18 protein-coding genes are annotated in these 24157 nt (G+C 65.2%); 10 read left to right on the top strand and 8 right to left on the bottom strand.

Annotated elements, in window-relative coordinates; genetic code table 11:
• Nucleotides 1–135: 135 nt before the first annotated feature.
• On the bottom strand, nucleotides 136–2682 hold the full coding sequence (locus tag CK206_RS18265) for an N-6 DNA methylase (protein ID WP_096907557.1): 2547 nt from the start codon (nucleotides 2680–2682) through the stop codon (nucleotides 136–138).
• A gap of 181 nt (nucleotides 2683–2863) precedes the next feature.
• Here CK206_RS18265 and CK206_RS18260 point away from each other — a divergent pair, with 181 nt between their 5' ends.
• Complete coding sequence (locus CK206_RS18260) at nucleotides 2864–4273, top strand: IS1380 family transposase (RefSeq protein WP_069389547.1); 1410 nt, start codon at nucleotides 2864–2866, stop codon at nucleotides 4271–4273.
• A gap of 61 nt (nucleotides 4274–4334) precedes the next feature.
• On the opposite strand, the gene CK206_RS18255 is transcribed toward CK206_RS18260, so the two are convergent.
• Nucleotides 4335–4892, bottom strand: a complete 558-nt coding sequence (locus CK206_RS18255) for a type IIL restriction-modification enzyme MmeI (protein WP_096907556.1) — start codon at nucleotides 4890–4892, stop codon at nucleotides 4335–4337.
• A gap of 469 nt (nucleotides 4893–5361) precedes the next feature.
• On the bottom strand, nucleotides 5362–6216 hold the full coding sequence (locus tag CK206_RS18245) for a TIR domain-containing protein (RefSeq protein WP_254050715.1): 855 nt from the start codon (nucleotides 6214–6216) through the stop codon (nucleotides 5362–5364).
• A gap of 261 nt (nucleotides 6217–6477) precedes the next feature.
• Here CK206_RS18245 and CK206_RS18240 point away from each other — a divergent pair, with 261 nt between their 5' ends.
• The 3 genes from CK206_RS18240 to CK206_RS18230 all read left to right on the top strand — a co-directional run bounded on the left by CK206_RS18240 (nucleotide 6478) and on the right by CK206_RS18230 (nucleotide 8576).
• Nucleotides 6478–6723 carry a type II toxin-antitoxin system Phd/YefM family antitoxin gene (locus tag CK206_RS18240; protein ID WP_033098516.1) on the top strand — a complete coding sequence of 82 codons (246 nt, stop codon included), beginning with the start codon at nucleotides 6478–6480 and terminating at the stop codon, nucleotides 6721–6723.
• 21 nt (nucleotides 6724–6744) lie between these two features.
• Complete coding sequence (locus CK206_RS18235) at nucleotides 6745–7002, top strand: type II toxin-antitoxin system RelE/ParE family toxin (protein ID WP_032375740.1); 258 nt, start codon at nucleotides 6745–6747, stop codon at nucleotides 7000–7002.
• Between the two features lie 173 nt (nucleotides 7003–7175).
• A complete protein-coding gene (locus CK206_RS18230) occupies nucleotides 7176–8576 on the top strand; it encodes an IS1380 family transposase (RefSeq protein WP_096905723.1) in 1401 nt (466 codons plus the stop codon).
• Nucleotides 8577–9425: 849 nt separating this feature from the next.
• On the opposite strand, the gene CK206_RS18225 is transcribed toward CK206_RS18230, so the two are convergent.
• Entirely contained in the window at nucleotides 9426–10001 is a 576-nt protein-coding gene (locus CK206_RS18225) for a ParA family protein (protein WP_096907553.1), read from the bottom strand.
• Nucleotides 10002–10844: 843 nt separating this feature from the next.
• On the opposite strand from CK206_RS18225, the gene CK206_RS19755 reads away from it, so the two are divergent.
• Nucleotides 10845–12701, top strand: coding sequence for a hypothetical protein (locus CK206_RS19755; RefSeq protein ID WP_143337780.1), 1857 nt, complete (start codon nucleotides 10845–10847; stop codon nucleotides 12699–12701).
• Nucleotides 12702–12729: 28 nt separating this feature from the next.
• Here CK206_RS19755 and mobF read toward each other — a convergent pair whose 3' ends face one another.
• Nucleotides 12730–16269, bottom strand: coding sequence for a MobF family relaxase (gene mobF / locus CK206_RS18215; protein ID WP_096907551.1), 3540 nt, complete (start codon nucleotides 16267–16269; stop codon nucleotides 12730–12732).
• 259 nt (nucleotides 16270–16528) lie between these two features.
• On the opposite strand from mobF, the gene CK206_RS20535 reads away from it, so the two are divergent.
• The 5 genes from CK206_RS20535 (at nucleotide 16529) to CK206_RS18185 (ending at nucleotide 21637) form a co-directional block, all read left to right on the top strand.
• On the top strand, nucleotides 16529–16900 hold the full coding sequence (locus CK206_RS20535) for a hypothetical protein (protein WP_254050714.1): 372 nt from the start codon (nucleotides 16529–16531) through the stop codon (nucleotides 16898–16900).
• 366 nt (nucleotides 16901–17266) lie between these two features.
• On the top strand, nucleotides 17267–18376 hold the full coding sequence (locus CK206_RS18200) for a tyrosine-type recombinase/integrase (protein WP_371607152.1): 1110 nt from the start codon (nucleotides 17267–17269) through the stop codon (nucleotides 18374–18376).
• Nucleotides 18373–18699, top strand: a complete 327-nt coding sequence (locus CK206_RS18195; RefSeq protein WP_096907548.1) for a helix-turn-helix transcriptional regulator — start codon at nucleotides 18373–18375, stop codon at nucleotides 18697–18699. Before CK206_RS18200 ends, CK206_RS18195 begins: the two co-directional genes overlap by 4 nt.
• Nucleotides 18700–19571: 872 nt before the next feature.
• On the top strand, nucleotides 19572–20975 hold the full coding sequence (locus CK206_RS18190; RefSeq protein WP_143337779.1) for a hypothetical protein: 1404 nt from the start codon (nucleotides 19572–19574) through the stop codon (nucleotides 20973–20975).
• 62 nt (nucleotides 20976–21037) lie between these two features.
• The gene (locus tag CK206_RS18185) at nucleotides 21038–21637 is read left to right on the top strand and encodes a hypothetical protein (protein WP_096907562.1); all 600 of its coding nucleotides are present in this window, start codon (nucleotides 21038–21040) and stop codon (nucleotides 21635–21637) included.
• A gap of 48 nt (nucleotides 21638–21685) precedes the next feature.
• Here the strand turns inward: CK206_RS18185 and CK206_RS18180 are convergent, their stop codons facing one another.
• The 3 genes from CK206_RS18180 to CK206_RS18170 form a co-directional block, all read right to left on the bottom strand.
• A complete protein-coding gene (locus CK206_RS18180) occupies nucleotides 21686–22906 on the bottom strand; it encodes a PEP/pyruvate-binding domain-containing protein (RefSeq protein WP_096907546.1) in 1221 nt (406 codons plus the stop codon).
• Nucleotides 22903–23508, bottom strand: a complete 606-nt coding sequence (locus tag CK206_RS18175) for a histidine phosphatase family protein (protein ID WP_096907545.1) — start codon at nucleotides 23506–23508, stop codon at nucleotides 22903–22905. Before CK206_RS18175 ends, CK206_RS18180 begins: the two co-directional genes overlap by 4 nt.
• Nucleotides 23508–24157: hypothetical protein (locus CK206_RS18170; RefSeq protein ID WP_216824189.1), on the bottom strand; the 650-nt coding region annotated here is incomplete at its 5' end. The genes CK206_RS18175 and CK206_RS18170, both read right to left, overlap by 1 nt.

Genomic DNA, 24157 nt, shown 5'->3' with positions numbered 1-24157 from the left:
CTTGACCGCGCAGCTCACGTCTCTGCCACCCTTGCATCCGTCTACGACAACTGACCCGCCACCGGGGTACAGCCCGGCAGGAGGCACCAGTAGACGCCGGTTGATCTTCCCACCCCGCAGGTGAACCCCCCGGTTCTAATCAGTCTCCGAAGGCAGCACGGCTTCCAGGGGCACTAGTTCCGCAACAGCACCCTCGATCTCTTGGGAGATGCCGGCCGCCACCAGAGCAGCGGCAACTGTCTTGCGAGCGGCCTGGAACGTGCGGGCTCCGGCAATGTCTACAGCGGCTGCGATCTCCTCGGATTGCGCGCCCAAACTTGCAAGTCGCGTGTGGAGGTTGTCCGTAGCGTCGTACTTCGGGAAGGGGACTGCGAAGACGTTCTTGTCAAAGTCGCGCGTGCCGAATAATCCGAGTGCCTGCAATGGTTTGACACGCTCTAGCAGCGTCGCGGAGTTGAGGATTGCACATAAGTAGTGCCCTTCCGCTTCGGCTGCTACCGGTGCCCAGTACAGCTTGTGCTCGACAATTGCGGAGTCATCTCGGACCAGGGCCGCCGCTAGAGAATTTCCGGAGGCCGTGTATACCACCCTCCACCGGGACGTAGGAAGTTGCGCAGAGAGCTGGCCGTGATAGTCGATACGGTCGAGCAGTTGCGACTTGTCGGCTGCCGACTTATTGCCAGCCCATACCTCTTCCGCTTGACCCCACCAATCTGCGAGGCCCGGGTGCTCGGCGATCTCGTGCGTCTTCAGGATCGAAGAACCCACAATCGGGAGGACTGCCTGACGAGGCGTCACGCACCGGTTCGGCAGTACTGTCTCACCGAGATACACCGGCCGCACGAATCCCCGTTCTACCCTCCCTGCCAGGGATGGCTGACACTTCCACGGCTTTTTCTCCTGGGTGGAGCGGAAGGACTCCACCGCGATTCGGCCGGCGCCCGCTCCTAGCGGGCCTGCATCGGTTTCGGCTACGAACAACGTCATCCGCGGGGCAAGGACAGCCCCCTGCCGAAACCGGGACTTGTAGGGAGAGGGCGCGGGGCCGGCGTCGTCGCCGAGCGCCGCCACCGTTCCCGGTGACGTAGCGGTGCGTTGTGCAGCTTCGCTCCATGGGAGGTCCGCGCTGGAAAGCCTGTTGGACCATTTGACTGTCTGGGCCGGTAGTGGGGTTGCAACTTTAGCTCGGTGTCCGCGGATGACGCACGAGACCATGGGGAACCCAGTCGTGGTTTCGGCCAGGTCCCAACTGTGTTCGAATGCCACGGTGAGGTGGTCACCGGTTCCCGCTGCCCATTTCCCGCTGCGGAATCCTGAGTGTGGTCTGCGAGTGATGGTGCCGTGTGGCATAACGAATGCGAACTGGCCACCCTCGCGCAGATACAGCTCCACTGCTCGTACAACAAACAGCGTGGACAGGTCCCGAGCGGAGGCGCCGAGTCCGTTGTTTAGCAGATTGCGTGTCTTTGCAAGCGCTTTGTACCGCGTCTGCATTACCTCGGTCATCTTCGAGTAGCGCAGCCACGGTGGGTTGCCCACGAGGAGATCTACCCGGTTGCCTGGTTCGGATAACCACAGCGGGCGGATCAAGTTACGGACGTAGTAGCCCCAGATATGGTTTCGGCCTGAGCGGTGGAGAGCTCGCATCGTTGAGAACGTAGTTCTCAGAATTGTCGCTTCCGCATCGGTGACCGCGAACCTGCGCAGGACCGGATCGATCAGCGTGCTGTCCTTCTTCCCACTGAGGTCGAGCGCATTGTCTGCCATTGCGGAAACAAGTTGGTCGAATCTTTGGGCATCGCCGAGGATGCTCCGGGGGAACACTAGGTCGTCACCGAAGAGGACGCCTCCGCCTTCAACGAGTTCGTTGCCGGCTGTGACGATGGTGACCCTGTCCGTTCCACCGAACAGGTCGCGATTTTGTTCCCACTGCACCGAGTCACCTAGATAGACGGGAATGGTCAGCGGCCCACGGTCCGCGGAGTTGATGCGCTCGATCCCGATTGCGAGCAGGTAGGTCACGCGGGCAAGGGTGACCGCGACGGGGTGCACGTCCATGCCAACGACGTGTCGGGTGACGTCGAGAACTGCTTCTCCAGTGGTTGTTCCGTTAGCTTCCGCTGCGTCGAGGTAGCGGCGAACGGCGTGGAATACGAAGGTTCCGCTGCCGCAGCTCGGGTCAGCCAGGCGGGTGGTGAGGGGGTCGGTAACGCGATCATCGACGATGCGGTCCGCTAGCCAATCCGGGGTGTAGTACTCGCCCAGTCCTTCCCGTTCTGCCTTGGGGATGACCGACTCATAGAGGACTTTGAGAACGTCGTGCTCGACCTTTGACCAGTCGAATCGTGCGATGCGCCGGCCGAGTTCGGTGACGAATTGCTCTCCGCCAGCGATCTCGACAACCCAATCGAAGAAGTCGGCCTCGACAACGCCGTGGATCTGGGAGTTGGCAAACTCCGATCCCGAGGTCATCTGTGCCGGGGTTAGGGGTCCGTGCGGGGATACGTCCCAGCCGATCGCCGCGTGTGCGACCAACTCTGCGGTCACAACTAGCAAGGTGTGGTTGATGAACAAGGCTTCGTCATCGACGAACCCGGTGCCAAAAGCCGTGCGCAATAGCTTGGCCCATAGTTCCCGCTTGAGCTTGACCTCGGGATGGTTACGGTTGTCGCGATAGAGCACGGCAAGAGCCGCGTAGTCGAGCTGGTGCGCGGGAGAAGTGGATCCCAGCCGTTGCTTAACCTGGATCCACCGATGAGATGAACTTCTAGCGCGGTGTGGGAACGCGAGAATGCCCTTCTGAACTGGCAAGATACGACTTGCTTAAGGTCCGTATCGCCAATTCAAGAAGGGCATCCCGCAGATGCAACTATCTCACACTCTGCCCGTAAGCTTCGCGACGTTCGATGAGCCCAACCTCGTGTCGGGCGCCGGCCTCGTGCCGCTGATGAAACTCGCCGACCGGGCGGGCCTGCACCGGCTCGGTGACGAGCATCTGAGCGTGCCCACCGACAAGGGCTCCAACGGTGGAGTGAAACTGGCCTCGCTCGTGGCCGGGATGGCCGCAGGCGCGGATAGCATCGACGACATGGCCCTGCTGCGCCACGGGGCGATGGGCACACTCTTCGACCGCCCGTACGCCCCTTCGACGCTGGGATCGTTCCTGCGGCAGTTCACCTTCGGCCACGTCCGCCAAACCGATGCGATCGCCTCGCGGTTCGTGCGCGCACTGGCCGAACACACCGGACTGCTCGGTCATGAGTCGGACACCGGGACGGTGATGGTCGATATCGACGACACGATCGTGGAGGTCTACGGACACGCCAAGCAGGGCGCCTCGTTCGGCTACTCCGGGGTACGTGGCCTGAACGCGCTGCTGGCCACGGTCTCCACCGAGCAGGCTGCTCCGGTGATCGCCGCTCAACGGCTGCGCAAGGGCTCTGCCGGGTCCCCGCGAGGGGCTGCCCGGCTGGCCACCGACACGCTGGCACTGATCCGCCGCACCCACCTTCACGGCCGTGACGTGCTGGTCCGAGGCGATTCGGCGTTCTACTCCCACAGCATGGTCACCGCCTGCCTGGCCGCCGGAGCCGAGGTCTCGGTCACCGTACGCATGGACCCGGCGGTCAAACGTGCCATCGCCACCATCGACGACGACGCGTGGACCACGATCAACTACACCGACGCGATCTTCGACGAACACACCAACCGTTGGATCTCCCGCGCCGAAGTCGCCGAGGTCGACTTCACCGCATTCACCTCGAAGCCCAAGAACGACCAGGTGCCGGGTCGGCTCGTGGTGCGCCGTATCCCCGACCTGAATCCCAAGGCTGCAAGTGGGCAGGCGAGCCTGTTCGATACCTGGCGGTTCCATGCGTTCTTCACCACTACATCCGTAGAGCAGTACGACACAGTGGCGGCCGACAAGACCCACCGCGCACACGCGATCATCGAGAACGTCCACGCTGACCTGAAAGCCTCCGCGCTGGCGCACCTGCCCTCGGGCGTGTTCAACGCCAACGCCGCCTGGCTGACCTGCGCCGTCATGGCGTTCAACCTCACCCGCGCCGCCGCCACCCTGACCACAAGCTCGAGCCTGGCACGCGCGACGACCGCGACGATCCGCCGCAAACTCATCAACATCCCGGCCCGGATCGCCTCCTCAGCCCGGCGGCTCCGACTCCATCTACCCGAAAGCTGGCCATGGCAAACAGCCTGGCAGGCGCTCTACGACACCGTCTTCTCCCCGCGCCGGCCCAACGTGCCGATCTGACTCCCAACTCCAGCACCTACGACCAGGAACCAAAGTGGAAAGCCGGGCAGACCGGCGGACCTCACACGCCCTCCATACGGTCACGACCCACGACCATGCCAGCGACCGCCCCGGCTACTTCATCGGTGAATTGAGGCTTAATCTCAGCCGGGACGGGGCGGATCTTTTCGCGCGTCGCCATTACCGACTCGAGCCATATCAGTAGCGCGTCCCTGTCCGGGTCGCGCGGACTCAGCTCAAGCTCGGAGACACAGGACAGCTGGTCGTCAGCCAGATGGTACAACCGCCAGGCAGTGCCATCGGTGAGGATGCCAACGTAGCGGCCGCCGAGTTCTTTGGTTCGCTGTGCGACGTAACCGGCGAGCTGCTTTTCCGCGTCAGTCAGATCGCCAGCACGGAGGTCCTTCTTGACCTCAATTACGACGTGACCAGCTTCGATGTCAATCCGGCGGCGTGTGCCATCCGCGAGCTGCGACTCCATCGTCACCACGTCATCGGTGTCCAGCCCGAGCGCCGCAGTCGTGAGCAACATGTAGATGTCGGCCTGCGTCGTGGCCTCCGGTCGCATCGGCTTACGCGAGGCGAGGCGCCTGATGATCGCCTCAATACTGGATGTCATAACCGCAATGTATCCGGGAACTTGCTCTCCATTGCATCCAGACTCTCGGCACCCTCGGGCTAGACAGCGAAGGCCGATCCGCACACTAGGCAGTGAATCGGTTGTTCGTGTCCCGCTGGCACCTTGATTGGCTCGTACGGGTGACATGGTGACTGCACGATGTCCATGTCGTTGGGTTCGGTCATCGCTTCCGGGACTGTGGACATTGAAGCGATGCGTAGTCCTGTCTCATTCGATAGCTGTTCGAGGACCTCTGGCATAGCACGGGCTTGGGCGTACTCGAGCTGCTCTTTGGTCCACCAGTGGCCGGTGCCGGCGGCGACACCGCACAGAGGGCAGTAGTAGACGTCCGGAGTTGGCTCAGCGGCGGCGAGGGCGTTGATGGGGCCGAGGTGCCACTTGAACTGCCGTTCGCAGGTCGGACATTCCCGACGAAGGAAGTTGTCGTCGTCGGTAGGGATGGACACATTCATGTCATGCTCACGAACTCTTCGTGATCGAACTGCTCACCGTCTGCGGTTCGCCCCTTGATGAGCAGTGTGAAGTACCGCTTGTTGTCGCCCGCCGCGATGTTGCCCATATAGTCCATACGAATTGACTTGCCCGCCGGGAGCTTTGGAACCGGGAGCGGTTCATGGTCTCGGAGAAGTCCGCGCCCGGTCGCGTCGACCTCTACGACGTCGACGTCAAATGCATCACCTGGCCCGTTGTTCGTTATCTCAACGAAGTCGAGTTTGTTTCCTCCCCGACGGGAGTGGGTTGCAGAGAATCTCGGGCGGGTAGGGCGCTCGGGCGCTGGAGTACGTATTCCGAGCGGAAGGCCGCCACCTGGAGCACTAGGGGCCGTCAGCTCCGAACTAAGCCAGTCGACGCCTGTTTCGTCGACCTTGCAGCCTGCCGTGGACAAGCGGTTTCGGAGCGCTTGGCGCTTCTCTGGACTACCGTCGAGGCGAATCGTATGGCGGCCGTGGATGTCGCTGAACTGCTTAATCTTGCCGAACTCAACAATGATGGTCCGCTTCGGGTTTCGTCCCATAGCCATGCCAGCTTCGAAGAGAACGTTCGGGCGAGGCTGTGGCTGTGGTGATGTTTCAGTGTCATCGTCTTCGGCTAAATCTGCTCGGAGATACGCGACATCATCGGGTGTCTCCAGCACGACGATCGCCTGCGCTATCTCGAACGCCTTATCAAGCACTTGACCGATGTACGGTGCTCCTTCGCCTGTCTCATGGACTGCCTGATTCCATTCGATTGGGGACAAGCCCAAAGCTCGGAGGAACGTGAAGAGCTGGTTTCGGGCGGCACTATTACGCCCGTGGATCACGAACACCTTGCGAGGATCTGGAGAAGACGTAGTCACGCGCCAACTATAAGTCCGGCTACCGACACAAGCCGCCGTCAGAGACTCGCGCCCCTCAGCCCGATCGCGACGATCCGAGGGCCATCGTCTGACCAGCGAGATCTCGTGCGCCGATAATGTTGAATTCCGTCAAGTGTGCGGATCAGGAGAGACGAGTCGATCCCACTGCCCGCGGCATCTAAGGACCACTAGACCGCGAGTTGTACAAGATGTACTCTTGGCGTCATGGTGACCACGACGCTCAGTAATTTTCGCGCCCATCAGAGCAAGGTGCTCGACGCCGCACAGCGGGCGCCTGTGGAGATCCTCAGCCGTGGCAGCCGTCGTCGCGCCGTTGTCGTCTCGCCGGAGTTCTTCGACCGGGCACTGCAGGCCCTGGAGGATCAGGCCGACGTTCAGGGCGCGGCCGACGCTCGCCGTGAGGGCGGCAGCATCTCCCACGAAGAGCTCATGGCGGAACTGGGCCTGTAAGCCTGCGCGCCCCACTCGCTGATGCCCTATTCGATCACCTATAAGCCCTCGGCCGCCAAAGCCCTCCGCAAAGTTCATCCCACCGAGCAAAAGCGAATCGTCCGCGCCATCGAAGCCCTCGCGGTGACACCGCGACCGCCTGGCGCGATTCAGCTCGCCGGAGGCGACGGCGAACTCCGCATCCGCGTGGGCGACTACCGCATCATCTACGACATCGAGGATGACGCCCTCGTCGTACTTGTGCTGCGCATTGGGCACCGCGGCGACGTCTACAAGTGACTCCGTCCCACTCCGAGTCGCCACGGCTCGCGATGGCAGGATCCAACGCCTAACCCCGGTGATTCACGGGGATCTGCGGATCGCTGGGCGAAAATAGACCGAAGTGCTTCCTGAACAGGGGAAACTGGGACTTGTCTAAGGTTCCATGTTCTCCAGCAGAAAGCACTCGGTAGGTGAAGCGTACTTCGTGGTCGGCCGGTCTGTCCGTTACTGCTGATGGTGTCGGGGTGATCGCCCACGCCGGGGCCATCGCGCCTCGACTTCTGGCTGATCAGGTCGGTCTGACCGCCGAGCTGTCAGGGGCCATGGCTCGCCGACAATTTATCCCGATCCACGACCGCGGCCGTGTGCTGATCGATACCGCGGTGATGCTCGCCGATGGCGGCGAGTCCATCTCCGACATCGGCGTCCTGCGCCACCAGTCCGGGGCCCTGGGCCCAGTGGCGTCGGCGCCGACGGTGTGGCGCACGCTCGATGAGGTCACTGCCGGCAAGCGCAAGAAGATCCAGGTCGCGCGTGCCCGCACCCGGCGGCACGTGTGGTCGCACCTGCCCGGCGGGGTGCCCGCATCGGCGTGTGCGGGGCGGGATCTGGGATCGACGGTCGTGCTCGATGTGGATGCCACCATCGTGGTCACCCACAGCGAGAAGGAACATGCAGCTCCGACGTATAAGCGCACGTTCGGCTACCACCCGATCGGCGTGTGGTGCGACAACACAGAAGAGTTCCTCGCCGCGAGCTTGCGCCCGGGCAATGCTGGCTCCAACACCGCTGCCGACCACATCGACGTCCTGGGCCAGGCAATCGCGCAGATCCCCGCTGCTCACCGGCGTGACCTGCTGATCCGCTCGGACGGCGCCGGCGCCTCTCACGACCTGTTGGATTGGATCACCGAGCAGAACCGCGTCCGTGGTCGACGGGTGGAGTACTCGGTCGGGTTCTCCATCACCGCCCCGATTCGCCGGGCCATCGTGACCTGCCCCGAGGCCGCGTGGGGACCAGCGCTCAATCCCTCCGGTGACATCCGGGACGGGGCCGAGGTTGCCGAGCTGACCGGATTTCTCGCTCCCGGGATGCTCGCCAAGTGGCCAGACGGGATGCGGGTCATCGTCCGCCGCGAACGACCCCACCCCGGCGCCCAGTTGTCGATGTTCGAGGAGATCGACGGGTGGCGCTACCAGGCGTTTGCCACCAACACCACCACCGGGCAACTGCAGTTTCTTGAAGCACGGCATCGGGCGCACGCCCGGGTAGAGGACCGGATCCGTCACGCCAAGGACACCGGTCTTGGCCGTCTGCCCTCACGCGAGTTCGCGCTCAACCAGGCCTGGTTGGTGGCGGTGATGCTCGCCGCAGATCTGGTGGCGTGGACACGGATGCTGGCCTGTACCGGCGAGGCTGCGGTTCTGGCCTTGTGCGAGCCCAAAGCGCTGCGCTACCGCTTCCTGCACGTCGCAGCCCGGCTGACCCGTAGCGGCCGGCGACGCCGGGTGAAGATCCCCGAAACGTGGCCCTGGGCCACCGCCATCGTCGCCGCGTTCAACAAGATCGCCGCGATCCCCAAACCAGCCTGATCTCACCTGCCCGCCCTCGACATCACCACCCGGAGACCCGCCCACCGGCAGCGCCAGCCGGCACCCCCGCACGCCCTTACGCGAAAACAAGCCCGCCGTCACCCGACAGCAGCAGTCACACCGGCCCGTGAATCAGCGGGGCTAAGCAGACAAGCCGAAGCTGCTAGAACTGCTCGTTACCCAGGGTCTCGACGCCACCAAAGGCGGCCCACCAACGGCATGAACATCATCCAGTCACCGACTACACCGATACGCGGGAACACAAGTGGGGCAACGCGGCCCGGCCACCAAGAGTTCTGCCAGCGGGAAGGCGACCCAGAACCACGGGAGCAGCTCCGGCCGGCACGACTGGCAGCACGGCCAACCATCAACCGGGCTCAAGCCACAATTGCCGGTGAACGCGAACATGGAAAGTTCGCAGTTCAGACGCTGATTGCCAACTCCCCCTCATCACAGGGCGGGCTCGTCACGCGGCTCGGCGCCCGTGCTCGATGCTCGCACCGGACTTGCCTACCAGCCTGAGAATCACGATCTCTCCGGTGACCGACACCGTCAGCGGTATATACCTCGATCCGTATTCACCGACGACGGTATCTACCTCTGGGCGCAACTACTCAGGAAGCGCATTTCGAATAGCTGCCTCGATAAACTCAGACACGGTCTCCCCTTGTTGGATGGCCGCGATCTTCGCTCTCCGGTACACCTCAACGTCAAGCGCTAGCGATGTCTTCGTACGCCGAGGACCGGGCGGACGTGCGGCTTCAGAAGCAGAGAACGTTTCCGAGACCGGCCGGATGGGAGCTGCGGCCCGTGGGCGCAAACTACGGCTCACCGGTTCCGATTTGCCACTCATTTAGTCACCTCAACGATCTCGTCCATCAGGTCTCGATAGCCGAAGAAGCTTGTTGGACATGTGCCGAATGATTGGCGTATCGCCTGTCGCTTCCCAATCACATTCTCGAATACGAACACCCCTTCCGATTCAAGGGCCTCCTTTGTGAGCTCGAGCAGCTTAGTGCCGAGCTCAACGCTCGTGAGAAGGACGCCAGCTGGCTTATGCGCAGCAGCCTCCAACGTTGGCCAGACGCGCTGGAGGTCCAAACCAGACGGCGCAGTGGGGACCACGACAACATCAGCCGCATCGATCGCGGCCTGAATGATGTCAGCAGCACCCGGAGGCGTGTCGATCACTGTGAGGTCGCTACTAGATGCGCGCGAAAGCGTGATCTTGTTCGCGGGCGAGACTTGAAACGGCAAAGGCACACCCCCCTCCGTCGCAATCTCAGCCCAACTAGTGGCCGACCCCTGAGGGTCCGCGTCTAGCAACTCAGTCGACTTGCCCTGCGCGCTCGCGACCGTCGCTAGGTAGATGGCGGTGGTCGTCTTACCGACGCCACCCTTGGTGTTAACTACCGCAATCTTCAAAACCCGCTACACCTCAATCTTCTAACACCGCGATACCGCTGTACCAATTGTGGTCATCACCTTGATACCAAAACTGCAGCGCAGGGGCGCGCCAGCCACGCCGAACATCCCGAAATACCCTTGAACCGTTAGCGGTACTTCGGTACTCACCGTTAGACCGGTGATGGTGTTGCGGTATGTACCGATACTGGTTTTGCGGTGTCTACCGATACTGGTGTGCCGCAGCCGCTGACCGCCGACAGAGCCGTAGACGGCGCCAAAAAACTCCACCTCACCTAGGCGTGTCGATAGGATTTGTGGCGCCAAGTGTGGGAGTTTTCCTCACATGGCGACGAAGCAGCGGGGCCCCGGGCGACCGTCATTCGGCGAGCGCATGCGCGTGCCCGTCCGTATGGCCCCTGAGGTGTACGAGGCACTTCGGGTGGAAGCCAGGTCTAGAGGCGTCTCGATGTCTCAGTACTTGGCTGACCTCGCCGCCATCAATCTTGGCCTGCCCGAGGCCGTAGTTCCACCTGCAGATGAGGAGGCAATTTCAGCGTGAAGCGGTGGCCGGTCCGTGCCCGGCCGACAGTTGAACACCCCGCAACCCTGAAATGACTGATCCCGGCCCACTGGCAGGTGGACCGGGATCGAAAGTCAAGAGTTCGAGTTGGCGCTCAAACTCGGTGTTGCTCACCAATTAGGAGAGCTGTGCTTCCAGGCACCTCTCAGAGTAAGTCATACCCATCGGATGGTCCAGTCGATCCGATCGGCGTGTCTCGCTCTGACCTCGATAACCTCACAACCCGAGATTCCACCTGGTGGTGGGACTCTGTGGTGTGCGCGTGGAGTCCGCGCCCGTATGTGCGTGTCGACTCGCACAAGGCGCATACCTTCGCCGTCACGCGACGTCTCACCGACGGAGTGCCGGGGGAGGGGACACCTTTCGCGCTGCACTTGACCGATGAATCGGGCAAGTTTCGGCTCCTCGCCCTCGATTTCGACGCCCACCATGCCGGCTCAACCGCGGACAAAGACCTCGCAGCGTGCACATCTGCCCTGACTGCCGCGGGCATCGAGCACCTGGTGTGCTCGTCAGGACCTGCTGGGGGATACCACGTATGGATCCGGCTGAGCACCGCCGTCTCCGCGCACCGCCTGGCACCGCTCATCGACGCTTTCAGCGCCGCGTGGCCCTCGCTGGACCGGGGCCCGCTGGCTAATTCGCGCACGGGTTGTGTCCGCGCCCCGGGCTCGCCCCACCGCGCCGGCGGCACATCGATGCCCCTGACAGATCCCCATATCCGGCCGGTGTCCCTGCGGGCCTTGCGCACAGTTCTCACGCAGCTGACACAACCCCCTCAGAGCAAGGGCGCCTCCGCCACCGATGCTGGGATCGCCCCGGTTCCTGTGCACGTCGATGTGCAAGGCCATCCATACCTGGCCGGGCCCAGACGTCCCCTGAACCCACAGATTCGTGCCCTTGCCCGCGCCCCGATCACCGACCGCACGGATGCCTCCGCGGTGGGGTGGTCGATCCTGTTGGGCTGCGCCCACGCCCGGATGCAGTATCGCGACCTGCACGAGGCTGCCTTAACTGACCGTTGGCCCGGCCTGGAGTTCGTCCGCACCCATCGCATCAACGCAGGGGAGCGCACCCCCCGGTTAGACGCGACCGCCGAGTTGGCCCGCCAGTGGGCCAAAGCCGTCACCGCAGCCAGCTACACCCAGTCCAGCACTGCAGGACCCTCGCCCGCCCGCCGCGCTGCCGAGACCACTGTCGCCGACCTGCTCACCCGCATGGACGCCCGTCCCCGCCGGTGGGCCGGCAAGACCGGAGCCCAAGACCGCCTCGTGCTCCTGGCACTGGCAGCCCGCACCGTCGCAGCCGCAGCCACCGAGGTGCACCTGTCCGAGCGCGACTGGGCCCTGGCCGCAGGTCTGACCAGAGACACCGTAGCCGACCGGCTGAGAGCGCTTGTCCAGCAGGGGTGGGTCGCCCGCGTGCAGCGAGCAGCTGGCCCCTGGGCGGCAGTGTGGCGGATCGTAAGACCCGGGGGCGGGGAGCGAAGAAGTGGCGCAGTATTTACCCCGGAGATGCAGAGCCAGCTTGACGCTGAGCTCGAGTGCGCCCGAGAGGACATCTGGCATGCCCGTGCTCTCGGGGTGCTGGGCATGCGCGTGTGGACACAACTGGCCTCTGGCCGCCTGTCGGTGCGTGAGCTGGCGACCAGGCTCGGGATCTGCCCGGCGACGGTGCGCAGCAAACTGCGCGCACTGCGCTCTTTCGGGCTGTGCACCGCTGATGGCCGCGTGTACCGGAGTCGCTCCCGGTTAGCGCGAGCCGCCGTTGCTGCTGGTGTTGATGGTGCGCACGCTGATCGGGTGCGCCTGTACCGGCTGCATTCGGCGGTGTTCGTGTGGTGGTTCACCACACGACACCAGCCGCAGCGCTCCGACGCGCTGGCCGAGTGGGGCGAATTTCCCAACCCTGCTGAGGCTGAGCAGATCCACCCGACTGACATTGCCCTGGCATACGGCGCCACCTCGACCGGCCCGCCAGTATCAGCCACCACTTGGGGCGCGGCGATGGCTGCCCAAGATCGCCATCGCGAGGCCGATCCCGACAGCTGGTGGGAACTGGTCGCCGCAGCCCGCGCCGCACTACCCGCTCCCGACATGCTGCTCGCCCCGCACCAGTGGGCCCGCACCGCAGCCTGACCACTGGCACCGCACGAGTCGGGGCGAGTCACCACAGGTCGGGGGATGAGTCGGTCGAAGGCCCCCATGGCGAGCTCGTCGGGGGGTGGGTATCCGGGCCGGGTTCGTGTTCTGCGGACCGAGCTGCGAGGTAGGCATCAACGAAGTCCTCGGCAGTGAAAGACCCTGCACGGGCTACCGCCTGGGAGGCAGGACCTGAGATGAGGGCGCGGTGGGTCTCTGCAAGCCAGATGGCCAGTTCGGTATCGCATCCCGGGGCCGCGGGTGGGGGAGTGGGCAGAGCTGTGGTGTCGGTGGACTCGCGAGTCGCGTGACGTATCCGGTGGGCGATGACAGAGCCGGGCTTGTTGGCAGTGTCGAGGATTTCGGTGGCGTTGTCCCATTCCTCGCGGGGGTCGAGGCCTCGGATGGCTGCGTCGGTCCACGCGCCTTCCAGGGCCTGGTACTGGTCGGGGTCTGCCTCGAGCTGGTGGGCGTAGGCCCGCGGTAGCGCGTCGATATAGGCCGGGAGGGTGGCGGCGGCAAAGTCTCGGGCGGCGAGGTCCACGCCGTGGCGGTAGAGCTGCTCCAGCCGTTCGTCGCTGGTGGCGCTCTCGTACTCCTGGCGGAGGGTTTCGGTGGCCGAGGCCTGGTGCGTCTCGCGGGCCAGAACGCCAGTCAGCACCTGCTCGGGTGTTGGGGCTTCGTGGTCGCCGGCGGAGTGCATGTGTGCGTCCTCGGCGCCCGTGTCGAGGGCGGGTTCGCATACGGCGTAGGCGCGGTTTTCTCGTCTGCCTCGGGTCATGGCGACGTACAGGCCGGCGCGGTCCACGCCAGCGTCGATGACGGCGTGGACGGTATCGACGGTGGCGCCCTGGGCGCGGTGGATGGTGGCCGCGTAACCGAGGTGGATGCTCTTGCCGGCGTAGCTGGCGGGGATGAGCATGGCCTGCCCGGTGGAGGAGTCGCGCACCCCCAGTGACCCATCGCCTGAGATGCCGGTGACGGTGAACAACTGTCCGTTAATGATCCGTCCGAGGTAGGTGCGGTCAGAGGTGTAGAGCTTGGAGTTGGTGCGGGCGATGACGGTGTCCCCGACACCCACGGTGTCGCCGCGAGCGACCCTAGTGGTGTGTGCGTCGTCGACTAGTCCGCGGGCGATCCGGTCGGCCCGGATCACTTCGTTGAGGGTGTCGACGTCGGCGTTGGTCGAGGCGATGATCAGTGCCTGTCGGCCAGCGGCTGTGTCTGCCAGGAACGCCTGAGCGGCCTCGGTGAGCATCGCCTCCCGGTGCCCGCCGGTGATCCAGCCCCGCCCGTTGTAGAGAGCCAGTGCGTCTGGGTCACCTTCGCGAAGGGCGAGGGTCGCGTCGGCTTGGTCGGTGTCTGCACCCATGCGCATCACCTCGCGCAGCTGAGGCGTTCCCGGGGTGCTGGCCAGGTCGGCGAACAGACCGCCAGTCTCGACTGCCGCGAGCTGTTTGGGGTCGCCGATCAGGCGGAGGATGGCCCCGGATTCGGCGGCGATCTCGGTCAGCGCGGCCAGGTTCTCGGTGCTGGCCATGCCCGCTTCGTCGACCAGAAGCATGTCCCCAGGTTTGATCGTGACAGGCAGTGCGTCGAGCGATTTCCCGGGGAGGGTGGGATGCTTGCCCATCCAGGTGAAGGTCAGAGAATCGATGGTGTGACAGTCGGTGCCGATGTCGCCCGCGAGGACGCTGGCCGCTGCCGCGGAAGGAGCAAGGCCGATAACCGACCGGCCGGTTTGTTGCCAGGTGCGGGCCACGACCTTCATGGATGCGGTCTTGCCGGTTCCGGCCGGACCCACCCCGGCGGCCAGGAGCGTTCCGGCACCAATGAGGTGCTGCGCCAGAGCGGTCTGGCCGGCATTGAGGGACCAACCCTCGGCGTCCTCGTGCGCCTTCAGCGCACGGTCGAGATCGGCGCGGATAGCGATCACCGCGACCGGCGTGTGCACCGCTTCGAGGGTGACGGTTTCGGCGTCCAGCACTGCCTGAGTGGTGTACTTCTCGGCGCCTGCGTGCCGGTCCACACCAGCCCTGCTCGGACCGATCAGAGGGCTGGGAAGGTCCAGAACCTCCGGCGGGGTCAGCTGCACCACGAGCTCTCCCATAGCGGTAACCATGACCTGTTCGTGCGCCCGGTCGAGGGCCTCGGCGCCCTCGAATCGGTAACCCTTGAGCAAGGTGGAGACGGCGGTGTCGATGTGGGAACGGCGGAACTGCGCCCGGCGTTCGGTCACTGCCGCCACCGCCTGCTCGGCCACCAGGCGGGCGTGGACCTGGGCGTCGAACAGCTCCCGCGACACCTGGCTCCGACCCTGCCCGGTGACCTCGCCAACCACGCTGTCCACCGCGTGCGTGCCGACGACCTTTTCGGCCATCTCCCGCCAGGTGGCGCGGTGTTCGGCCAGTGATTGGGCGGGCTTCTTGGCGTCGCGGGTGTCGAGGATGGCCTTCTGCCACAGGGCGTAGGACGCCCGCTGGGAAGGCTGCCGATTGTTCTTCTCAACGTACTGCGCGACGAGTCGGTCATAGACCGGCCTGGCCAGGGCCCGGCGCGAGGAGAAGGCGTCGATCAGGCGGCGGTCGATGCCCTTGATCTCCCAGATGGGCGCCTTGTCCGGGGGCGGGTAGTGGGCCTGGAACTCCACGCCCATGCGGCGGGTCAGAAGGTCGTGCAGGGTCGCGTCGTAGCGGGCCGAGATCGTCTGGTGCATCTGATGGATCGCACGGGAATCCAGCGACAGCCAGCGCCCGTTGGGAGCTTGGACCTTGTTAGCCAGCAGCACGTGGGAGTGCAGGTCCGGGTCCCCGCACCGGGTGTCGAAGTGGGTGAACTCAGCCGCGATGATGCCGCCCGTCTTAACCTGCTTGATGCCGCCCGTTCCGACCCTGGTGTAGATCGCGTTGTTCTCGGCCCATGCCAGGGTTTCGGCCACGGCTTCGTGATGCAGGGCGGCCACTTGGGAGGCAGTCTTCTCATCGGCGAGCGCCCACAAGACGCTGACACTTTTCACCGGGGAGAACGTGAAGTCGAACCCGGCGACCGCTTGCTTGACCTGGTCGCGTTCACGGTTGACCCACGCAATGACGTCCTTGCCAGAGGCGTGTTCGTAACCGAACTTCTCGGTATAGAACGGGCGCGCGACCCCCTCGGCGATCTGTCCTCGCTCGTCGCTGGTGGGGCGCTGGCCCTCGGTGTGAAGGAACGCCTTTTCGGCCACGGCTATGGCCTCCAGCACGTCGACCCCGCCGGTATAGATGGGGAAGGATCGGCCGAGCTTGCAGGACGACAGACCGCGGCCGTCGGCCATCATCTGGTCGGTATCTGGGTGCAGGCCCTCGCCATACAGGGCCGCCATCTGCGCTTCGGTGACGACCGCCCCCGCGGTCGCATTCTCCGAGTCCAAACCGTCCAGTCCGCGCCCGATCCACCGTCCCGGCGGGGTGCCCTTGGCGGCGTAGTAGTCCGACAGGGCCATGCCCTGCGGGTCGGCGTCGTGAGTGGCGACCGAGCGCAGCAGGTACTGGTATCCAGTGCCCGCGTGTACGGCTCGAAGGCTCATCACACCCACCAGCGTATGCGGACCGAATCTGCGCGTCTATGCGTCACAGCGCACGGTGCTGTGACCAGCAGGTTCCCATCGTTCACTCGAAGTGCCTACTGTGTGCGGCTGTTTGTGGCTGTTTAAACAAGCGGGAGCGAGTGTGGGGGCTGGGCACGGTGGTGGCGTCTCAGGCGGGGACGTAATGAGCACCGCGGTGGTCGGGTGGGGGAGTGGTTGGCGCTCGCGGGTGTCGTAGGCGTGCTTTAGGGTTTGGGCCATGGCTGCTACGAAGACTGATTCGCGTTCCCAGACCGCGCGGGCCCGCGCCCGCCAGGCGATGGCCGACGAGCTCGATCGGGCGCGCAAGCGCGAGTCCAAGCTCGTGGCGGTGTTCTCCGCGATCGACGCCCGCGCCGACGCCGAAGCCGCCCTGGGGGAGGCGCTGATCGAGCTGAAGGACCTCGGCGTCGCCCAGTCCGATCTGGCCGAGATGACTGGACTGTCCGCCCGCGAGGTCGGCGCCGCGATCCGCGCCGCGAAGGACCGTGCCGACGGCGAAGCCGCTGAGACAACGCCCGACTCCTCCATCGACGCAGACGCTCGCGGTGAGGACTCCCAGTCGGACAACAACGGTGCCCACGATCACTGACCCCCACCATGACCCGGGGGGCGTCGACATTCCCTTGCCCGGAATGGACCTCGGGACGGGGTCCCACACGTCGGTGAGACGGTCGCGTCCGTATGATCCAACACTGCCTCCCACCAGCGCCGCAATCACCGCGTTCTGGTCCCGCGTTGTCAAAGCGCCCGCCGGCGGCTGTTGGATCTGGACCGGAGCAATCTCCGATGGCTACGGAAGGAACCGCGCGGAGTTGCATCTGGTCGGCTATTCGACGTCATAGTGAACCCGCTGGCCGATCACCAAAACGCGCTTCCCGCTCACATGGGCGTCAGTTGACCTCTACTTTAGCCATTGCATTAAACGACTCGATGTTGCATCGTATACAACATGATGATGAGGGCTGAACTCCCCGGTTCCGCACGCTATGTCCTGCCGGACGGCGTGACATTCCTCGACGCCAAACCTGCGGTGTTCGAGGCGATGCTCGACGGCTGGGCGATGCAACAGCGTTCCCGCTTCCTGAAAGCTCAGACCATCGACGTACGCCTCGCGTTGATCCGACGCTTCGCCGTGTTCACCAACGAGTACCCGTGGTCCTGGACATGCACGGACGCCGAGGCGTTCATCTCCGACCGCCGACAAGCGGCGCATCCGATCGCGATGTCCACCGCGCGGATGTACGAGATCACCATCCGGATGTTCCTGACCTACATCACCGATCCCCGCTACGGCTGGATCGGCACGTGCCAGCAACTCTTCGACACTGTGCCGCAGCAGATCTTGCACGAGTGGAACACCATCGTCCACACCACCGACTACGAAGGCGCACCCGGCCGACGACCACTGAGCTACGACGAAGTGCAGGCGCTGTTCGATGCCGCCGACGGTCGCGCCGAAGCGATCCCAGGGACCGGGCGTAAGGGAGCGTTGACCGCACAGCGTGATGCCGCGCTGCTCAAGATGATCTACGCGTTCGGGCTTCGCCGCCAGGAAGCGTGGGGGCTGGACGTGACCGACCTGCGACACAACCCGACCACCCCGTGCTACCGCGACTACGGTGCCCTGTTCGTCCGGTTCGGCAAAGCAAGCAGGGGAGGGACAGCCAAACGCCGCACCGTGCTCACTGTCCCGGAGATGGACTGGATCGTGCCGGTCCTGGAGCACTGGCGGACCGAAGTTCGGCCGCTACTCGGATGCCGGGGCCATCCGGCGTTGTGGGTTACCGAACGCTCGGATCGCATCTCACTGCGCCGCATCGACGACGCGTTCACCACCGCCCGCGACGCGGCAGGCCTGGACCCGGTATTGAAACTGCACTGCCTGCGCCACTCCTACGTCACCCACCTGGTGGAGTTCGACTACCCCGAACGGTTCGTCTCCACCCAGGTCGGCCACTCCTACGCCGCGACCACCGCCATCTACACCGGCGTGTCCGACGAGTACCGCAACCGCCTGCTGCGCCGATCCCTCAACCGCCACCCCGACCTGTGGGAGAGCCCGTGAACAAGAAGATGAGCTACACCTGGCACCTGCGCACCCTGATGGCCGAACGCGGACACTTCGCCACCAGCGACCTCGTGCCGCTGCTGGCCGAACGCGGCATCCACCTGTCCCGCGAACAGGTCTACCGGATGGTCACCACCACCCCTCAACGCCTGAGCCTGGACGTGTTGGCAGCCCTGTGCGACATCCTTGACGTCGACACCTCCGACCTCATCGAAATCACCACCGCCGACGTCTCGGTGGCCAAACCCGCCGGCGCCACCGAGACAGGTCACGCCCCGCCCGTGCGGCGCACCACCATCCGCCGACCCACAAGCTCATGACCGACCCCACGGCCGCCCTGGCGACCGTGCTCGCCTTCCTCCACCCCGACCACACCAAGACAGCACACCGCGCCGCGATCACCGCCACGGAACTGTTACCGGACGAACTCCAGGGCGTACTCGACTACGTGCGCCGGCATCCCGAAGCCGTCCGCACTCACTCGCAGGACCCGCCGCCAGGACTGCACCGACTGCTCGACCAGATCGCGGCACTGCCGACCGAAACGAGCACGCCGCCCCTTTGCGCGGGCTGCGGACAAGAACGTCGCCTGCGGTATTGCGCTCCAGGCGGGGGCCGCTGGTGCATGTCCTGTTACAACGCCTCCCGCCGCACCCCGTGCCGGCGATGCGGAACACTCTCGGTGCCCGTAGCTCGTGAGGACGACGGCGTGCTCTGCGCCCGCTGTCTGCGCGCGGACCCCGATCGCCGACCTCCGTGCTCGCGGTGCCACCGACCCCGGCCTGTGGCCTACCGCATCGACGGGCAACCGGTGTGCCAGAGCTGCGGGCCGAAAAGGCTGTACACCTGCAGCGCCTGCGGCCGACCCGATCAGCCGGCCCACGCAATCACCGACGCTGGGCCGCTCTGCTCCCGCTGCTACCACCTCAGGCGCCCCCACACCTGCCACCAATGCCGACGCTCGACATCGCATGCCCGCCGCGATCCTGCCCGGCCGGACCAGTGGATCTGTTACCGCTGCTACATCCCACCGAGCGTCGAGTGCACCGTTTGTGGCGAGGTCAAACCCTGCGACAGGGGCGTAGCCAGCGGGCGACCGATCTGCTCGTCGTGCCGCGCACGGCAACGTCCCCACCGGCGGGCGTCGCCCGCGGCGAAAAAGCGCTGCGCAGTCTGTGGTCTCACCCGATCGGTGCGGATCACCCTGCCACTGGGACCGGTCTGTCTATCGTGCTGCCACCAGCTACGCCGAAACCCGATCGACTGCGCCTCCTGCGGCCACCAGCGCCCCCAAGCCGGACTCGACAACCGCGACCAGCCGATTTGCGGCCCATGCTCGGGAGAGCACAGAAACTGGTACTGCCGCTCCTGCGGAGCCATCGATCTTCTGGTCACCACCACCGACTGCCTTGGCTGCCGCAACGCCACCAGAATCGACAAGCTCCTGATCTGCAGTCACCCGCAACTGCGCGGGCAGACCGAGCAGGTGCGGGCCCTGCTGCTGGAGATGTACTCACCCCAGCGCACCGCGCTCCTGCTCGAAAGTCGGCGCAGCTGGCTAACCCTGCTCACCGAGCTTGTCACTGACAACGAACAGCTAACCCACGCGAGTCTGGACTGCAGGCCCCAGACCGGTCGCACCCGCTATCTGCGGCGGCTTCTGATCGCTATCGAAGTCCTGCCCTCACGCGATAACACCGTCGACGACCTCGACTCGTGGATCGACACCCTGCTCGCCGACCAACCACCCCACATCGCCGTCGTACTGCAGCCCTACGCCAGCTGGCACGTCATCCACCGCCTGCGCCGCGTCCGCGGTAACAGCCCGTCCGCAGCAAAGTACGCGCGCACCCGCATCCGATGCGCCACCGACTTCCTGCACTGGCTCCACGCCCGCGGCACCGACCTCGCCCAGGCCACTCAGCAAGACGTCGACTGCTGGCTCGACCAAGGCACCACCACCCGGCGCCGCCTGCGCGACTTTCTGACCTGGACCAACAAGCGAGAACTGACAACAGACCTCGAGGTGCCCTGGCTGGGAACCGATGGACTTCCCGGGCACGTCCTCGACGAGCACACCCGCTGGCAGCTGCTGCGCCGGTGTCTCACCGACTCCGCACTCGACTTACGCCTGCGCGTGGCCGGCGCTCTGGTACTGCTGTTCGGCCAGAACCTCACCCGCATCGCCGCACTAAGCGCCGAGGACATCACCACCGACGGCGGCGACACCTACCTGTCACTTCGCGATCATCCGGTTCTGCTGCCACCAGCGTTGGCCGCCTTGATCGGTGACCTCGCAGGTCAGCCCCTACCCACCGACGACCCCCGGCCCACAAACACCCCGACCTGGCTGTTCCCAGGCCGCAACGCAACCCACCTCAGCCCTGGCCGCCTGGCCCAGCTCCTGGGCCGCGACCTCGGCCTCGACGCCCGCGCGGCCCGCGGCGGCGCACTACTGGCACTAGCCTCCGACCTGCCCGCATCCGTGCTGGCCGACTTGCTAGGCCTGTCCATCTCCGCGGCCCTGCGCTGGGGAGCCCTTGCCGCCCGCGACCAAGGCGTCTACCTCGCCGCACGCCTCGACGACCACGACTGATGTCGGAGTCGACACCTATCCTCGCCACACCCGGTAACAGCTCCCCGACACTCGAGGCCCCGATGACCGCCGCCCTGTTCCCCCGACCCGTAGGAACCGACACCCAGCAGCTCTCCCTGCTCGGCGACCCCCGACCAGTGCGCACCCCAGCGGCACTATGGCGGGTCTGGCTCACCGACCCCGCTACCCGGCATCGGTTCGAGAACAAGCGCTACCGCCGCGGCCCTGACCAATGCTGGCCCTGGATCGGCGCGATTTCCTCCACCGGGCACGGCTCCTTCCGCGCAGCCAGCCTTCCCGGGCTCTCCCGCCGCGGCACCGTCCCGGCACACCTGTACGCCTACCAACTCACGCACGGGATCATTGACCGACTCGGCTGGAGCGCCCTGACCGACCCCATCCTGTGCCACCGCTGCGACTACGCCGGCTGCACCAACCCCGACCATCTACGCCTGGGCACCGCCACCGACAACCGCACCGAATACCTCGCACGACGACACGGCCCGGGCAGCCCCCTGGCCGACACCCGCGGACCAGACGGGCTCTCCCGCACCATCGCTGAGAGCATCCGCAGCGCACTCGCGGCAGGCGAACTCGCACACACCATCGAACACCGCATCAGCGCCGCCATCGCTGCGGGCCGCCCCTGGTCACTGTGGTAACCACATCAAACGAGCCCTCATCGTGTGCGCTCGGGAGAGTAGACCTCTTCACAGCGAGATCTGGCCAGTGTTGCCATCGACGGTGACCACGGAGGAAGAGGTGAGGAGTTCGGTCGCTCGTGGGACTGAGAGTACGGCGGGTATCCCGACTTCTCTGGCGACGATCGCTGCGTGGGAGAGCACTCCACCTATTTCGGTCACCACTGCCGATGCAATGGTGAACAGCGGAGTCCACGCAGGATCGGTGTGGCGACAGACCAGCACATCCCCGCGCTTGACCTTGGGAAAGTCGCCCGGTCCGCGGACCAGGCGGACGGGGCCAGAAGCCAGTCCTGGACTGGCTGGCTCTCCGGTGAGGGTGGCATTGCCGGAGGCCATCGGGGGCAGTGCTGTGGAGTCAGGGACGGCTGCGGTCACGGGTCGGGCTTGAAGGACCCACGTCGTGTCGTCCGTGATGGCCCATTCGATGTCTCTGGGACCACCCAACGTGATGGAGACCTCTTTGCCGAGGGCGTGCAAGCGCAGAACGTCGCGGTCCGTGAGACAGGGCTCCTTCTGCTCTGCCGCGGATGTGGGGCGGGTGACGAGATGCCCGTCGTAGCGGTCGGTGCGCTCGGCCTTGAGTCCTAGCCGGCGCTCGACGATGCCAGAGTCTTTGACGCGCCAGGAATCGGGAGTGACGTGTCCTGCGACGAGCCGTTCTCCGATGCCCCACGATGCTTCGATCACGCTGGTAGTGCCGGTGAACATGATCCCGGAGACGCTGGCATCTACGAGCCGTTGGACGAGCACGGACATGTCGACTGGTGCCTGCCAGGCTTGGCGGGCTCGGTACGCGGCAGCGCGGTCGGTCCACAGCGAGGCCCAGCACTTCAGGATCGCCTGGCATACCTGCTCGGCTCCGCGCAGGACGAGGAAGCTGTCATGCTGTCCTGCGGCAGATGCGTGGGCGTTGTCTTCAGCGATCGAGGATGAACGCACGGCCACGTAGTCAGTCGGCGCCCCGTCGGTGATGCGCTCCAACGCCCGGGAGACGTCATCGACAACGCCGTCCGGGAGGCGAGAGCGCAGGATTCGTGATCGAGCCTCTTCGGCGTGATCGGTGGAGAGTTCGGTGAGGCCAAGTGCCGTGGCCGCGCCTCGGTAGGTGGTTGCTGGCACCACGAAACCGGTAGGTACTTTGAAGCCAGCCCGTGTCAGCCCGGCCAAGGGGGCGGCTTTGCCACCGGCGGTCGAGTGATCGGCGTCGACGAGGTCCACGATGTTCACAACTGTCTCCCGCCGGCGAAGCCTGTCCACCGCAGTTCGGCGGGCAGGTGAGACATGTCGTTGACCATCACCACGCCAGGGGGTTCCCCGTCGGTGTGTTCGATCACCGTGAGCCCAGTGTTAGCGACACCGGCCAGCGACATCCATCGGGCAGGTGGGGCACTGAGTGCATCGCGCACCATCCAGGCGATCGGGTACGCGTGGGTCACGGCTACCTCGTGGGTCGGGCGCTGTGCCCGCGTGTTCGGCGTGCCGAACCGTGCCGCCAGGCCGTCTGCGGTCCTTCGACCGGCATCGGCTTCGCTGCGGTCATAGCCGTCGAAGAATCCCACCCATGAGGGTGAGAGGTATTCGCGGTCAGGGACGAACGGGACATGGTCGACGAGTTCGGCAGCCTCGTCGACCAGGACGCGCGGCATCTCGGCTGCGATGATCCGGGCACTCTCGACTGCCCGTGGCAGCGGGGAATGCCACACGACGTCGATGGGCAAACGGGCGAGTCGCTGGCCGATCAATCGGGACTGTGCCCGGCCCTCGTCGGTCAACTGGCCCCAGGCGTCGGCTGCCCCGTGGCGCACGAGATAGATAGTGCGAGCGGCCATTACCGTCCTCCTTGATGGGGTTCCGCGGAACGGTCGCGGCCAAGACTGGACAGCAGGTCCTCATGGAGTTCTGCCCACACGATGTGGCAGGAGAGGCGGCCCACGCCGGCCACCCACTGATGGTCACCCGCGCGAGCCTTGTGCAAGGCCGCCGAGAACTGCCGCGGGTACCGGCTGAACCGCGGCAGCCGGCCAACCAGGCCTGCCATGAGGTCGCTGAGAGCATCGGCTAAGGCCGTCAGCTCCAGCAGCACCTCGACTCCGCGCTCCGTACGCTCAGCGGAAGAGCGAAGCTGCCAGTCGGTCACAGCCCGGACGAGGCGGGGATTGACGCTGGTCTCAAAGTTGTCAGCCGTGGCTTGGAGGACGAGTCGCGCGCCGGACGCCTCAAGTTCTTCCTGTAGCAGTTCGCCGTCGCGGCACTTGCCCGCTTCGGTAAGAATCCAGCCACCGGAGTCAGCGAACGTCATACGCTCAATCAGATACTGCCTGTTGAGGACGCAGAGAGTGTCACCGACGATGCTGACTGGCAGGTCGACGCGGTCAGCGACCGCCTCAGTGTCCGCGAACCCGGCGAGGCGGACCCCGTGAAGCACCAGCAACTCTTCTCGGGACTGCCACGAATCGGATCGTTCAGCTGTCATTCTGG

The sequence above is a fragment of the Dietzia sp. WMMA184 genome, from assembly GCF_002441635.1.
Taxonomy (GTDB): Bacteria; Actinomycetota; Actinomycetes; order Mycobacteriales; family Mycobacteriaceae; genus Dietzia; species Dietzia kunjamensis.
Note: the sequence above shows the minus strand (reverse complement) of the source record. Positions and strands in the feature narration are given on the sequence as shown.